At 72.9% G+C, this 13886-nt stretch carries 13 protein-coding genes; 11 read left to right on the forward strand and 2 right to left on the reverse strand.

Going from position 1 to position 13886, the window contains the following annotated elements; genetic code table 11:
* Nucleotides 1-32 precede the first annotated feature (32 nt).
* Nucleotides 33-1241, forward strand: a complete 1209-nt coding sequence (locus U870_RS0104230; protein WP_025156167.1) for an amidohydrolase — start codon at nt 33-35, stop codon at nt 1239-1241.
* Nucleotides 1242-1247: 6 nt separating this feature from the next.
* Here U870_RS0104230 and U870_RS0104235 read toward each other — a convergent pair whose 3' ends face one another.
* Nucleotides 1248-2579, reverse strand: coding sequence for an MATE family efflux transporter (locus tag U870_RS0104235; RefSeq protein ID WP_025156168.1), 1332 nt, complete (start codon nt 2577-2579; stop codon nt 1248-1250).
* 62 nt (nt 2580-2641) lie between these two features.
* Here U870_RS0104235 and U870_RS0104240 point away from each other — a divergent pair, with 62 nt between their 5' ends.
* The 10 genes from U870_RS0104240 to U870_RS0104285 all read left to right on the forward strand — a co-directional run bounded on the left by U870_RS0104240 (nt 2642) and on the right by U870_RS0104285 (nt 12784).
* Nucleotides 2642-3415, forward strand: coding sequence for an MBL fold metallo-hydrolase (locus tag U870_RS0104240; RefSeq protein WP_025156169.1), 774 nt, complete (start codon nt 2642-2644; stop codon nt 3413-3415).
* On the forward strand, nt 3412-4023 hold the full coding sequence (locus U870_RS0104245; protein WP_025156170.1) for a hypothetical protein: 612 nt from the start codon (nt 3412-3414) through the stop codon (nt 4021-4023). Before U870_RS0104240 ends, U870_RS0104245 begins: the two co-directional genes overlap by 4 nt.
* Nucleotides 4020-4844: an HNH endonuclease family protein gene (locus U870_RS0104250; RefSeq protein ID WP_240183627.1), complete on the forward strand. Its 825-nt coding sequence runs from the start codon at nt 4020-4022 to the stop codon at nt 4842-4844. The genes U870_RS0104245 and U870_RS0104250 overlap by 4 nt, the downstream gene beginning before the upstream one ends.
* Before the next feature lie 98 nt (nt 4845-4942).
* Nucleotides 4943-5896, forward strand: coding sequence for a hypothetical protein (locus tag U870_RS23960; protein ID WP_025156172.1), 954 nt, complete (start codon nt 4943-4945; stop codon nt 5894-5896).
* A gap of 88 nt (nt 5897-5984) precedes the next feature.
* Complete coding sequence (locus tag U870_RS0104260) at nt 5985-6950, forward strand: ABC transporter ATP-binding protein (protein WP_025156173.1); 966 nt, start codon at nt 5985-5987, stop codon at nt 6948-6950.
* On the forward strand, nt 6947-8650 hold the full coding sequence (locus U870_RS0104265) for an ABC transporter permease (RefSeq protein ID WP_025156174.1): 1704 nt from the start codon (nt 6947-6949) through the stop codon (nt 8648-8650). The genes U870_RS0104260 and U870_RS0104265 overlap by 4 nt, the downstream gene beginning before the upstream one ends.
* An 8-nt stretch (nt 8651-8658) precedes the next feature.
* Nucleotides 8659-9147 (forward strand): GbsR/MarR family transcriptional regulator, encoded by a 489-nt coding sequence (locus tag U870_RS0104270; RefSeq protein ID WP_025156175.1) that lies wholly within the window; start codon nt 8659-8661, stop codon nt 9145-9147.
* Between the two features lie 209 nt (nt 9148-9356).
* Nucleotides 9357-9758: a hypothetical protein gene (locus tag U870_RS0104275; protein WP_025156176.1), complete on the forward strand. Its 402-nt coding sequence runs from the start codon at nt 9357-9359 to the stop codon at nt 9756-9758.
* A 16-nt stretch (nt 9759-9774) separates the two neighbouring features.
* Nucleotides 9775-11748, forward strand: coding sequence for a M13 family metallopeptidase (locus U870_RS0104280; protein WP_025156177.1), 1974 nt, complete (start codon nt 9775-9777; stop codon nt 11746-11748).
* Nucleotides 11749-11872: 124 nt separating this feature from the next.
* Nucleotides 11873-12784, forward strand: a complete 912-nt coding sequence (locus U870_RS0104285; protein WP_025156178.1) for a serine hydrolase — start codon at nt 11873-11875, stop codon at nt 12782-12784.
* A gap of 13 nt (nt 12785-12797) precedes the next feature.
* On the opposite strand, the gene U870_RS0104290 is transcribed toward U870_RS0104285, so the two are convergent.
* Entirely contained in the window at nt 12798-13856 is a 1059-nt protein-coding gene (locus U870_RS0104290; protein ID WP_025156179.1) for an NAD-dependent epimerase/dehydratase family protein, read from the reverse strand.
* Between the last annotated feature and the right edge of the window lie 30 nt (nt 13857-13886).

Consider the following 13886-nt stretch of genomic DNA (forward strand, 5'->3'; position numbering starts at 1 on the left):
TCGCGAAACCGCCCGCCGCGTAGGGTGAGGGTATGGATCTTGAGGCCCTCTACCGCGATCTCCACGCCCACCCCGAGCTCTCGTTCGCCGAGCACCGCACCGCCGGCATCGTGGCCGAGCAGCTGACCGCGCTGGGGGTGGAGGTGCACACCGGCATCGGCGGCACCGGCGTCGCGGGCGTTCTGCGCAACGGCGAGGGCCCGACCGTGCTCCTGCGCGCCGACATGGACGCACTGCCGGTGCGCGAGCAGACGGGGCTGCCCTGGGCCTCCACCGTCACGGCGCAGGACGACACCGGCGCGACCGTCCCCGTCATGCACGCCTGCGGTCACGACATCCACATCACCTGCCTGCTGGGCGCCGTCGAGGAGCTCGCCGGCTCGAGGGACGCCTGGTCGGGCACGCTCGTCGTGGTGTTCCAGCCCGGCGAGGAGCACGGCGGCGGCGCCCAGGTCATGGTCGACAGCGGCCTCTACGACGTCGTCCCGGCCCCTGACGTCGTGCTCGGTCAGCACGTCACCCCGCTGCCGTCGGGCATGCTCGGCGCGCACTCCGGGCCCGCGATGGCGGCCGTCGACACGATGGAGGTCACCCTCCACGGCCGCGGCGGCCACGGTTCGCGCCCCGAGACGACGATCGACCCCATCGTGATGGCGGCCTCGGCCGTGATGCGCCTGCAGACCGTCGTGTCGCGCGAGATCGCGCCGCAGGACACCGCCGTGGTCACGGTGGGGACCCTGCACGCGGGGACCAAGAACAACATCATCGCGGCCGAGGCGACCCTCGGCCTCAGCGTCCGCAGCTTCAACGAGGAGGTGCGTGAGCGGGTCCTCGGTGCCGTGGACCGCATCCTGCGCGCCGAATCGGAGGCGTCCGGAGCGCCCAAGGCCCCCGACGTCGAGTGGGGTGAGCGCTACCCCGTCACCGTCAACGACCCGGAGGCCACCGCGCGGGTGACCGCGGCCTTCACCGCCGAGTTCGGCGCCGAGCGGATCTTCGACCCGGGCGCGCTCTCGGGCAGTGAGGACGTCGGCAACCTCGCCACGGCGGCCGGCGTGCCTCTCGTCTACTGGATGCTGGGCGGAGGCGACCCCGAGGTCGTGCGGGCCGCGATCGCCGCAGGCACGGTCGACACCGACATCCCGTCGAACCACTCGCCGTTCTTCGGCCCGCTCGCGCAGCCGACCATCCCGACCGGCGTGCGCGCCCTCGTGGTGGCGGCCCGGGAGTGGCTGGGCTGAGCCGGGCTAGAGCGCCCCGGCGCGCATCCACGCCCGGCCGCGGGCACGGAGCCCCAGCGTGACCGCGCGCGCCCCCAGATACCCGAACACGAAGGCCGCGGTGAGCCAGGCCAGTCCCGTCGCGTCGTGGCCGCCCCAGGCCACCACCGCGATCGCGAGCGGCACGAACACGGCGACGTTCGCGAGCCCGGTGAGGGCCAGGTAGTGGGCGTCTCCCGCGCCGATCAGCACCCCGTCGAGCACGAAGACGTATCCGCCCAGCGGCGCGCTGATGCCGACCAGGGCCAGCCCGACGGGGAGCAGGGAGGCGACGCTCGCGTCGCTCGTGAACAGTCCGGCGGCGACGGGGCTGAGCAGCACGGTCACGGCTCCGAGCACGACGCCCGCGCCGATGCCCCATTGCAGGCACCGGCGCAGCACGGCACGCACGTGCTCGAGATCGCCGGCGCCGAGTCCCTTGCCGATCAGGGCCTGCGCGGCGATGGCCAGCGCGTCGAGGGCGAAGGCGAGGGTCGCGAAGATCGTCATCGTCACCTGGAACGCGGCCAGTTCGTCCGGTCCGAGACGCGTGGCGGCGAAGACGGCGAGGAGCATGGCGGCGCGCAGGCTCGCCGTGCGCAGCAGCAGCCAGCCGCCCGCGCGGGCGCTGCGCCCGATCCCGGAGTGGTGCGGGAGCAGGGGTGCGCTCACGCGCCGGGCGTGACGGGCGACCACGATCAGGTAGATCGCGACCATGCCCCACTGAGCGGCGACCGTGCCGGCGGCCGAGCCGGCGATGCCCCAGCCGGCGACGTAGATGAACAGGTAGTTCAGGGCGATGTTGGCCGCGAAGCCGGCGACCGCGACGGCCAGTGGTGTGCGGGTGTCCTGCAGCCCGCGCAGCAGACCGGTCGTCGCGAACACGATCAGCATCGCGGGGAGGCCGAGCATCGAGATCTCCAGGTAGCGGGTCGCCTGTTCGGAGATGTCCGCCGACGCGCCGAAGAGTCCGACGAGCGCGGGGGAGGCGAACCAGCCCGCTGCCGCGAGCACCGCCCCGAGGCCGAGGGCGAGCCAGGTGCCGTCGACACCCGCGGCGACGGCCCCGCGCTCGTCGCCCGCACCGAGGCGGCGCGCGACGGCCGGCGTCGTGGAGTAGGCCAGGAACACCATCAGCCCCACGATCGTCTGCAGCACCGCGCTGGCGATCCCCAGGCCGGCCAGGGGTGCGACGCCGAGGTGCCCCACCATCGCGGAGTCGGCCAGCAGGAAGACGGGCTCGGCGATCAGCGAGCCGAGCGCAGGCACGGCGAGGCGGAGGATCTCCCGGTCGACCGGGCGGCGGAGGAGGGCGTTCACGGCGTGGTCAACGCTAGCGCGGAACACCGACACACGAGCGGCACGACCGCTACGATCGCGGGATGCGGCTCACCACTCTCGGCGTCTCGAGCCACTACCCCGTGCCTGGTGCTCCCTGCGTGGGGATGCTGCTGGAGCACGACGATGTCTCGATCTGGGTGGACGCCGGCCCGGGCAGCTTCGCCGAGCTGCAGCGCCACGTCGCCCTCGAGGACCTGTCGGCCGTCTGGGTCTCGCACGGCCATGCCGATCACGCGGTCGACCTGCTGCCGGCGTTCTACGCCTACCGCTACGGCGGCGTCCGCGCTCCCGCGGCCGTCCCCGTCCTGGCACCGGAGGACGTGCGCGGGAGGCTGATCGGCTTCCTCGGGCCGGCGTCCGGTCCCGAGCTCGACCGGGTCTTCGCCTTCGACGCCGTGGGCGACGGCGGCAGGCGGGAGCTCGGCGGGATGGTCCTGCGCTGGCGCAGTGTGCGGCACGACGTCCCCGCGTTCGCCCTCCGGGTGGAGGCCGGTGGGGCGTCGCTCGTCTACACCGGCGACTCCGGGCCGTGCAGCGCCCTCGACGAGATCGCCGCCGGGTGCGACCTGCTGGTGTGCGAGGCCGGGACCGATCGCCGCGAACCCGGCGGACCAGCCGTGCACCTCACACCGGAGGAGGCCGGAGAGCTCGCCCGGCGTTCCGGAGCGCGGCGTCTGCTGCTGACGCATCTCGCGCTCGGGCTCGAACCCGCGGAGGCCGTCGGCCGCGCCTCCGCGCACTTCGACGGTCCGGTACAGGCGGCGGCGGTGTCGAGCGCACCGGTGTCGGTGGCCGTGCCTACAGTGGACTCATGAGCACCCTCATGCCGCAGCTCCTCGCCACCTGGACCTGGCGTCTGGAGCGCGTGCGCAGCGGGCGCACCATCCTGAGCCGCAGCCAGGCGAGGACGGCGCGGGCCGACCTCGTCAACGACCGGGCCGCGCAACCCGAGGGGTACGCGGACTACGACGAGGAGTTCACGGCCGCTCTGGATGCGTTGCAGGTGCTCGCCCAGCAGCAGAACCGTCGTGACGACCTGCTCTCCGTGTTGTCGACCGAGCGTCGTCGCCGCGAGGGTGACGATGCGCCCGCCGCGTCGACCGACCGGGGGCGGGTCTCCCTGGCCGCCGAGCACGACCGGGTGCCTGCGGGCCTCCCCGAGATGCTGGACCAGTGGGTGCACCGGCTGATCCGGTACCGCAGCGGGGCCAAGCTCATCGCTCCCGTGGAGGCGGCGCGTGCGGAGATCCGGCTGCGCAACGAGGCCGACCTCCACCCCGGCGCGTACCGCAACACGATCGCGGGACCGTTCTACGGTCGCGTGATGCGAGAGCTGGGGGAGATCGCCACCAGTGATCGGCCCGGAGTGCATCTGGGCGGTCGCGGTCTGCACCGGGGCATCCCGAGCGACAGCCGCCGGTGACGCGGCGGCGTTCCCCCGCCCGCGTCGTGACGACGGTGGCGGGGATGGCGGTCGCCGCCGTGCTCGCTCTCTGCGGGTACGCGGTGGTGTCCGGCGGCGGAACGGACGTGCTCACCGGACCGGGTCCGCTCGCGCCGGAGCGGCCCGCGACGGCCTCTTCGGCGGCGGCCTCCCCGACGACGGCCTCCCCGACGACCGGCGCCGCCGCCTCGGCCTCGGCCGCCGCCTCGGCCTCGGCCGCGGCCGAGGGCAGGGATGCGGGCGTTCCGACCGCCGCAGAGGCCCGCGCGCTGCTCGCCGGCCTTCCCGTCAAGGGCAGCGCACCGGCCACCGGGTACGACCGGGTCGCGCGCTTCGGCGAGGCGTGGCGGGACGTCGACGGCAACGGCTGCGGCACTCGCGACGACATCCTGGCCCGCGACCTCGACGACGTCGTCCGGCGGGGGAGCTGCACGGTGCTCTCCGGCACGCTCGACGATCCCTACACCGGCACGCGCATCGCCTTCCAGCGCGGCCCCGAGACCTCGGCGCGGGTGCAGATCGATCACGTCGTCCCGCTGCTCGACGCTTGGCGCACCGGAGCTCAGGGTTTGACCAAGGAGGCGCGCGTGCGGCTCGCCAATGACCCCCTCAATCTGGTCGCGGTCGACGGGCCGACGAATCAGAGGAAGGGTGCGGGCGATGCTGCCACGTGGCTGCCGCCGTCGAAGGCGTACCGCTGCGTGTACGCGTCGCGACAGGTGGCGGTGAAGGCGGCCTACGGCCTCTGGGTCCTCCCGGCGGAGGGCGCGGCGCTCGACCGCATCCTCGCCGCCTGCTGAGCCGTCCGTTCCGGAGGCGCGTCCGGCGCGCACCGCGTCCCTCGATGGGGGGCGCGAATCCCGCCCTACGGCGCGCGCTCGGGCACTAGCATCGAGCCATGCTGAGCCCTGTCGAGGCCGCGGCGCTCCTCGGAGTCGACCCGACCGCTGCCTCTCACGATGTCGAGAGCGCCTATCTCGCCCACCTGGCCGCCGTGCCCGCGCACGATGTCGAGGCCCGCGACCGCCTGGCGGCCGCCCGGGATGCGCTGGTCGCCGCCGCCCGCTGGCAGTCCCCCGGCGGCGCGGTCGCGCCGACCGTCCCCGCGCCGACCGTCCCCGCGGCTGCGTATCCGCCGCTGTCCGCGCCGCCGTACGGCGCTGCTGCGGCTCCGGGAAACCCGGCCTACCCCGGCACCGCACCGCACTCCGCCGCACCCGCCTACCCCGCCGCACCCGCCTACCCCGCCGCACCCGCCGCACCCGCCGCGCCCGCGTTCCCTGCTGCGCCCGTCTACGCCGGCGCACCGCAGTACCCGGGTGCCCCGCAGTACCCGGGTTGGCAGCAGTATCCGGGCAACCCGCAGTATCAGGGCCGCCCGCCGTATCCCGGCTACGCGCAGAGCACGGCCTACCCGGCCTACCCGCCCTACGCGCCGCCGCGCCGGGGGCCGTCGACGGGCGCGATCGTCGGCTGGGTCCTCGGCGGGTTCGCCGTGCTCCTCGTCCTCGTCGTCATCGCGGCGGTGGCGATCGTCGGTGCGGCGCGCTCGACGTCGGGCTACGACACCGCGGCCGGCACCGACGTCGGGTCGGCCTCGGGCGAGTACGTCGTCGACGGCGTTCGCGTCCAGTACGACGACACCGGGTGGGATTTCACGCTCACCTCGCCCCAGGACTGCCCCGCCGCCACCGTCACGGTCGGGTTCAGCGACGACGAGAGCGGCCCGGCGGCCGAGGAGTTCACCGACACGGTCGCGCTCGCCGCGCACCAGCCGCACATCTACTCGGTCCCCTACGACGCCTCGAGCCTGCAGTACGCGAGCATCGACGCGATCGAGTGCGGCGCCTGACCGGCCCGCGCGGCCGCCGGGCGACACGCCCGTAAGGATTCCGTAAGAACTTTTCACAAATTACTGAAACAAGCGTAGAGTCCCGCGCATGGACACAGTGATTGAGGCCACCGGCCTCGAGAAGCGCTTCGGCCGGGTGCGCGCCCTCGACGGGCTCGACCTCTCCGTCGCGGCGGGCGAGGTGCACGGCTTCCTCGGCCCGAACGGTGCGGGCAAGTCCACCACCATCCGCATCCTGCTGGGCCTCGCCCGCGCCTCCGGCGGCAACGCGACGGTGTTCGGGCGCGACCCGTGGAAGGACGCGGTCGACCTCCACCGTCGCATCGCCTACGTACCCGGGGACGTCAACCTCTGGCCGAACCTCTCCGGCGGTGAGGCCATCGACCTGCTGTCGCGGCTGCGCGGCGGAGCGGCTGATCGGTCCGCGTACGCGGAGCGCAAGAAGCGGCTGATCGATGTCTTCCAGCTCGACCCCACCAAGAAGGGCCGGGCGTACTCCAAGGGCAACCGGCAGAAGGTCGCCCTCGTGGCCGCGTTCGCGACCCCCGCCGACCTCTACATCCTCGACGAGCCCACGAGCGGGCTCGACCCGCTGATGGAGGCCACCTTCGACGCCGAGATCGCGCGGATCGCGAAGGAGGGTGCGACGGTCCTGCTCTCCAGCCACATCCTCTCCGAGGTGGAGCAGCTCTGCGACCGCGTCAGCATCATCCGCGCCGGCACGACCGTGGAGACCGGCACGCTCGACCAGTTGCGGCACCTGACCCGCACCGAGGTGTCGTTCGCCGCCGACGGCGTCACGGAGGCCGCTCTGGCGAGCATCCCGGACGCCCACGACCTGCACGTGCGCAACGGGCGGGTGACCTTCACCGCCGACAGCGACGCCCTGCCGCCCGTGCTGACGGCACTGGCAGGGCTGGATGCGCGGAGCCTCACCGTCGCGCCGCCCTCCCTCGAGGAGCTCTTCCTGCGGCACTACGGCGACGAGTTGCCCGGTTCCGTCGAGGAGGGTGCCGCCCGATCGGACGGCATCGAGGCGGCGACGGGACGATGAGCGCCACCACCGTCCCCGACCGCACCGGCGCGCACCGCCTCGCGTCGTCCACGGTGCGCTCCGGCGGCGCCGCTCGCACGCTCGGGATCCTGCTGCGCCAGCGCCTGCGCCGCGACCGGTGGCAGCTGGTCATCTGGCTCGTCGGCATCGGCGTGCTGGCGCTCTTCTCGGCGGCGGCGATCGCGCAGACCTATGGGAACGCGACCAGCCGCGCGGAGCTGCTCCGGCTCGCGATCGCCAACCCGACCATCCTGATGCTCCGCGGGCTGCCCGACGGGACGAGCTTCGCAGCGGTCACCTTCTTCGAGATCTTCACCTTCCTCGCCCTGCTCGCGGGGCTGATGAACACCTTCCTCGCGGTCCGCCACTCGCGCGCGGAGGAGGAATCGGGGCGGGCTGAACTGATCGGATCCACGCCCGCCGGCCGTCTGCTGCCCACCGCCGCGACGGTCGTGCACGGGCTGCTGGCCGACATCGCCCTCGCGCTCGTGACCGCCCTCGGCTTCATCGCCGCCGGCCTCCCGGTCGGTGGATCCTTCGCCGCCGGTGCGGCGACCGGCGGCGTCGGTGTCGCCTTCCTCGCCGTCGGCCTGCTGCTGGCGCAGATCATGAGCACCTCCCGCGGGGCGAACGGCTTCGCCGCCGCGCTCGTGGTGCTCGCATACCTCCTGCGCGGGATCGGCGACGCGACCGGGACGCCGACGGGCGACGGGACCCACCTGGTCGCCGGGTGGACCAGCTGGCTGAGCCCGATCGGCTGGGGCGAGCAGGTGTCGCCGTACGGGAGCGTCACCGGATGGCCGCTGCTGCTGCAGCTCGGCTTCGCCGCGGTGCTGATCGGCATCACCTTCTCCCTCCAGGCCGTCCGCGACTCCGGGGCGGGCGTCGTCGCCGAGCGCGCCGGCCGGCGAGACGCCCTGCCGGTGCTGCGCGGGCCGCTCGGCCTCGCCTGGCGGCTGCAGTGGCCGACCATCGTCGGTTGGACGGTCGGCGGGGCCGCCACCGGTGCCCTCGCCGGCGCGCTCGGCAGCCTGGTCAGCAGCTCGATCGCGAACAACCCCGACCTCTCCGACATCCGCTCGGCCATCGGCCGGATCGGCGCCGGAGGGTCGGGTCCGCTCACGCAGCTCTTCATCTCGGCGATCTTCGCCATCGCCGGCGTGCTCGCCGCGGCGTGCGCGGTGCAGGCCGTCATCCGGCTGCGGCAGGAGGAGGCCGCCGGCACCGCCGAGGCGCTGCTCACCGCGCCGCTCTCCCGGGTCCGCTGGCTGTTCGGCTTCGTTGTCGTCGGCATCGGCGCTGTGCTGCTGGTGCTGATCGCCGCCGCCCTCGCGTCCGGGCTCTCGGCGGTCGCCTCGGGCGAGAGCGCGGCGCGCATCGGAGACTCGTTCGTCGCCGCAGCGGCCCAGCTTCCCGTCGCCCTCGTCTATCTCGGCGTGCTGACGCTGGTGTTCGTCGTCCTCCCCGGCTGGACCATCCCCGTCGGATGGACCGCCCTCGGCCTCGGCGCGTTCATCGGGATCTTCGGCGGCCTGATCGACCTCCCCGACCCCATCCGCCACCTCTCGCCCTTCGCCGACGCGCCCGTCGTCGTCGGTGACGTCGACTGGACCGGGGGATACTGGATGTTCGGCATCGCGATCGTCGCCCTGGCCGCGGCCGCCGCCCTCCTCCGCCGCCGCGACGTCGCGATCGGATAGGAGCTGGCATGGCGAAGGACCCGATCGCGCTCGCCGACGTGCGGGAGCACTCCGCCGCGATCCTCGCCGCGGCCGGGTTCCCGAAGATGCCCGCGCGTGTGCTCATGGCCCTGACCGTGACCGAGCAGCCCGGTCTCACCGCCGCCGAGCTCGCCGAGACCCTCGCCGTCAGCGCGGCCGGGATCTCGGGCGCCGTGCGCTACCTCCAGACCCTCGGCATCATCCGCCGCGTCTCCCAGTCCACGAGCCGCCGAGACCGCTACGAGCTCCCCTCGGACTGGTATGCCCTCATGGTCCGCAACAGCCCGATCTACGCCGCTCTCGCCGACCAGGCCGACGTGGGTCTCTCCGCGGTCGACGACCCGGCCTCCCCGGCCACCGAGCGCCTCCGCGACATGGCAGGCTTCTACCGCTTCCTCCAGGGGAGGCTGCCGGAGCTGATCGGGGAGTGGGAGGGCGTGCGCGCGGCGACGCAGCCCCATTCCGTCCCACGCTGAGCCGCCTCCCGGCCGTTCGCCCCCGGGTCGGTCAGACTGGGCGGAGCACCACCACCCGCAGCCAGAACGGGTGGCGCACCACCGCACCGGCACCACCGGCGCCAGCACCACCGCGCCGGCACCGCCAGCACCAGCACCACCGCGCCGGCACCGCCAGCACCAGCACCACCGCGCCGGCACCGCCGGCACCAGCACCACAGGGGGACCCCATGCGTTTCACCACGCCCCGGCAGAAGGCGATCGTCATCGCCGTCCTGGTCGCCGTCGACATCGTGCTGGTCTTCCTCCTCGACGCCCTGCACTCCGAGCTCGGGTCGATCGCGCTCACCGTGCTGCAGACAGCGGGGTGGTACCTCGCGACGCGCGTCTTCCGAGGCCCCGGGGAGTCGCTGCAGGCCGCTCGACCGTGGTGGCGGATGACGAACCGTCCGCTGCTGTCGGCGGTGCTGGGTGCTCTCTACGGGGTCTCGGCGCTGGCCAACGCGATCTTCTCGTTCGCCGGTTACGGCAGCGTCTCCGGCTGGGTGTCGATCCTCGGGCAAGCCGTCCTGGCGGCGTTGTTCGCCACCTCGGCCACGCGGTTGCGTGCCCTGGCCCGCGTCCCGGCCTGAGCCGTAGGCTGGGGGCATGACGCTCGCCTCCGGTATCGCTTCCGACGAACTCGACCCCACGATCCGCCCGCAGGACGACCTGTTCCGGCACGTCAACGGCAGGTGGATCGACCGCACCGAGATCCCCGAGGACAAGGCCCGTTGGGGGTCGTTCATGGTGCTCGCGGAGCAGTCCGAGGCGGCGGTGCGCGAGATCATCCAGGCCGCGCAGGATGCGCCGGAGGGCACGGAGGAGCGGAAGTTCGGCGACCTCTACACGAGCTTCCTGGACGAGGAGCGGGTGGAGGCGCTGGGCATCCGGCCGATCGAGGCGCAGCTCGCGCTGGCGAGCGACGTCGACTCCATCGCGGGGCTGCTGCGGACCCTCGGCAGGCTCGAGCGTCACGGCGTCGGCGGTTTCTACCAGCTGTTCGTCGACAATGATCCGGGCGACCCGGAGCGCTACCTCGTCTTCGCCGAGCAGGGCGGCATCTCGCTGCCCGACGAGTCGTACTTCCGCGAGGAGCGGTTCGCGCCCATCCGCGAGGCGTTCGTCGCGCACATCCAGCGGCTGTTCGAACTCGCCGGCCTCGACGGCGCCCCCGAGCGCGCCCAGCGGGTGTTCGACCTGGAGACCGAGATCGCGGCCCAGCACTGGGACAACGTCGCCTCCCGCGACTCCGAGAAGACCTACAACCTCTACACCTGGGCCGATGCCGACACCCTCTTCGCCGGTGGCGGCGGCGACCCGGAGGCGAGCCTCGACGAGTGGGCCGCCGCGCTCGGTGCCCCGGAGGGTGCGCTCGCCGAGATCGTGCTGCGACAGCCGTCGTTCACCTCCGGCCTCGCCGGCCTGCTCACCGCGTCTCGGCTCGAGTCGTGGAAGGACTGGCTCGCGTGGCAGATCATCCACGGCGCGGCCCCGTACCTGCCGGGCGACTTCGTCGACGCCAACTTCGACTTCTACGGCCGCGCCCTCACCGGCACCCCGCAGATGCGCGCCCGCTGGAAGCGCGGCGTCTCCCTGGTGGAGGGTGCGATGGGGGAGGCCGTCGGACGCATCTACGTGGAGAAGCACTTCCCGCCCGCTGCGAAGGACGCGATGGACGACCTGGTCGCCCACCTCATCGAGGCGTACCGGCAGAGCATCCGGACCCTCGAGTGGATGGGCGAGGAGACCCGCGACCGCGCCCTGGACAAGCTGGAGAAGTTCACCCCGAAGATCGGCTACCCGGTGAAGTGGCGCGACTACTCCGCACTGCAGATCGACGCGACCGACCTGGTCGGCAACGTGCGTGCCGCCGCCCTGTTCGAGTTCGACCGCGAGCTGGGCAAGATCGGCACGCCGCTGGACCGCGACGAGTGGTTCATGACGCCGCAGACGATCAACGCGTACTACAACCCCGGCTTCAACGAGATCGTGTTCCCTGCGGCCATCCTGCAGTACCCGTTCTTCACGGCCGACCGCGATGCAGCGGCCAATTACGGGGCCATCGGAGCGGTCATCGGGCACGAGATCGGGCACGGGTTCGACGACCAGGGCTCCAAGTTCGACGGCGACGGGCGCCTGGAGGACTGGTGGACCGAGGCGGACCGGGCAGCGTTCGAGAAGCGCACCGGGAGCCTGATCGAGCAGTACAACGCGCTGGCTCCCGCCCAGGTGCCCGAGCACCACGTCAACGGCGCGCTCACGATCGGCGAGAACATCGGCGACCTGGGCGGCCTCGGCATCGCCTGGAAGGCCTACCTGCTGTCGCTCGACGGGCAGGAGCCGCCGGTCGTCGACGGCCTCACCGGCGCCGAGCGGTTCTTCCTCTCCTGGGCGCAGGCCTGGCAGCAGAAGGGCCGCGACGCGGAGGTCATCCGCCTCCTGGCGATCGACCCGCACTCGCCGAACGAGTTCCGCTGCAACCAGATCGTGCGCAACATCGACGCCTTCTACGACACGTTCGGCGTGGTGGAGGGCGACGCGCTCTGGCTCGACCCGGAGTCGCGCGTCACGATCTGGTGACCCGGACACGTGCGTCGCTCCTCGGCGACGCACGTGTCCCCTGATCGGGGTAGCATCGACCCCAGTCGCGGGTTCGGGGGGACCGCGCGAACCGCACCACTCTCGCAGGAGAAACCCGAACCACGTGACGATGCAGACCCAGGAGTCCGAGCGCCGCCGGCGCCACGCCACCGCCCGACGCGCCCGCCACCGCGGACCGGCCACCTCCGACGACGCCTTCTCGCGCAGCTTCAACAGCCTCGGCCAGCTCGCCCTCCAGGGCGTCCAGGTCTCGGCCCGCGCGACGGATCTGAGCACCGGTGCCGTGCTCTTCTCGGTCGACGACCACATCGTCATGCCGACCGCGAGCATCGGCAAGGTGCTCCTCCTCGTCGAGGTCGCAGCGCGCCTGCAGTCCGGCCAGCTCAGCCCGCTCGTGCAGCTGGACCGCCTGCCGCAGGACGCCGCCGGCGATTCCGGCATCTGGCAGCATCTCCAGGTCCCCGCCCTCCCCGTCGCCGATCTCGCCGCCCTGGTGGGTGCCACCAGCGACAACCTGGCCACCAACGTCCTGCTGCGCCGGGTCGGGCTGGAGGCGGTGAGCGCCCGCACCGAGGCGCTCGGCCTGACCCGCACCGCATTGCTCGACCTGGTGCGCGATCACCGTGGACCCGACGATGCGCCGCAGCTCTCGGTCGGGAGCGCCAACGAGCTCACGTGGCTGTTCTCCTCGCTCGCGCGCGGGGAGGTCGTCGACGCCGCCACGAGTCAGCGCGTCATCTCGTGGCTCTCGCTGAACAGCGACTTCTCCCTCGTGTCGAGCGCCTTCGGTCTGGACCCGCACTCGCACCGGCAGGCCGAGCACGGCATCCTGCTCGTCAACAAGACCGGGATCGACGCCGGCGTGCGCAGCGAGGTCGGCGTCCTCCGCGGGCCGAACGCGGGCGTCACCTATGCCGTCTCGACGTATTTCGACGACACCGAGCTGCCCGAGCGTCTCGCTGTCATCGACGGAATGCGCACGGTCGGCCTCGACCTCCTGGAGTACGTGTTCTGACTCGCCGCCCCGTTCAGCGCGCGGCCAGGAACGCGTCCTCCGCGTCATAGTCGAACCAGCGATCGGCCTCGGCCCGCTGCGCCAGGCCGGGGAAGGCCGACGTCCAGTCCTCCTGCCGCCGCTCGGCGGCCTCCGCCTCCCGCACGGCCCAGTCGACCGCGGCGGCGACGGACTCGGTGTAGCCGACCGGTTGACGATAGCCGAGTTCGACCTCGGCCGCGGCCATGCTGAGCAGCAGCGGCCGCGCCACTGTCCACGGGGTGCCGCCCACCCCGTCCACGGGCGGCCCGGGGAAGACGTCGATCTCCACCTCCCGGTCGAGCGATCGATAGACGGCCTGAGCGATCTCGGCGACGCTGACGTCGTCGGTGTCCACGGCGTTCAGCACGCGCGTGCCCGGCTGATCCGCGCAGAGGGCCACCAGCTCCGCGATGTTGACCGTCGACGAGGTGCTGAAACGGTTCCGGCCGCGATCGGACAGCACGACACGGTCGCGCCCGTCGAGGGCGCGCTTGATGAAGTACCACTCGCGCAGGGCGGGGCTGAAGGGGCCGTGGACCGCACCGGGACGCAGGATGCTGACCGTCAGGTCATCGACGGCCAGCAGGGTGCGCTCCAGTGCCGCTTTGAGCGGCGAGTACGTGCGTTCGGCGTTGTCGATGGTCGGGTCGGTCTCGCGCAGCGGCACGGGATAGTCGGGGAAGTCGTCCGGGCCGGTCACGATGTCGAGGTAGCCGCCGTCGCGTCCCGCGTAGACGGAGCCGGTGGAGATCACGACGAGCGACCCCACCTCACCCGCGAGCCGGGCGAGCTGCTCGCCGTGGCGGGGTTCGTAGGCGACGGTGTCGAGCACCAGGTCGTGCCCGCGCGCGCGCTCGATCAGCGCGTCGGTGTCGTCGCGGTCGAGCCGGATGCTGGTGACGTCGAGGTCGGCCAGCTCGGTGTCGCCGTGGTGCTCGCCGCGGTGCGCGACGAGCACCGACCACCCGTCCGCGGCGAGTCGACGGGCGACGGCGGAGCCGATCTGCCCGGTTCCGCCGATGAGCATGGCCGTGCGTGTGGTGTCCGACATGCGGTCCACCGTACGCCGCGACCGCTCGGG

This window comes from Leifsonia aquatica H1aii, from assembly GCF_000633535.1.
Taxonomy (GTDB): domain Bacteria; phylum Actinomycetota; class Actinomycetes; order Actinomycetales; family Microbacteriaceae; genus Leifsonia; species Leifsonia aquatica_A.

What these genes read in the sequence shown, in the direction of transcription:
- U870_RS0104260 (WP_025156173.1), top strand. Translation starts at nt 5,985, where the DNA reads ATGGACACAGTGATTGAGGCCACCGGCCTCGAGAAGCGCTTCGGCCGG.
- U870_RS0104230 (WP_025156167.1), top strand. Translation starts at nt 33, where the DNA reads ATGGATCTTGAGGCCCTCTACCGCGATCTCCACGCCCACCCCGAGCTC.
- U870_RS0104240 (WP_025156169.1), top strand. Translation starts at nt 2,642, where the DNA reads ATGCGGCTCACCACTCTCGGCGTCTCGAGCCACTACCCCGTGCCTGGT.
- U870_RS0104280 (WP_025156177.1), top strand. Translation starts at nt 9,775, where the DNA reads ATGACGCTCGCCTCCGGTATCGCTTCCGACGAACTCGACCCCACGATC.
- U870_RS23960 (WP_025156172.1), top strand. Translation starts at nt 4,943, where the DNA reads ATGCTGAGCCCTGTCGAGGCCGCGGCGCTCCTCGGAGTCGACCCGACC.
- U870_RS0104290 (WP_025156179.1), bottom strand. Translation starts at nt 13,856, where the DNA reads ATGTCGGACACCACACGCACGGCCATGCTCATCGGCGGAACCGGGCAG.
- U870_RS0104265 (WP_025156174.1), top strand. Translation starts at nt 6,947, where the DNA reads ATGAGCGCCACCACCGTCCCCGACCGCACCGGCGCGCACCGCCTCGCG.
- U870_RS0104245 (WP_025156170.1), top strand. Translation starts at nt 3,412, where the DNA reads ATGAGCACCCTCATGCCGCAGCTCCTCGCCACCTGGACCTGGCGTCTG.
- U870_RS0104270 (WP_025156175.1), top strand. Translation starts at nt 8,659, where the DNA reads ATGGCGAAGGACCCGATCGCGCTCGCCGACGTGCGGGAGCACTCCGCC.
- U870_RS0104275 (WP_025156176.1), top strand. Translation starts at nt 9,357, where the DNA reads ATGCGTTTCACCACGCCCCGGCAGAAGGCGATCGTCATCGCCGTCCTG.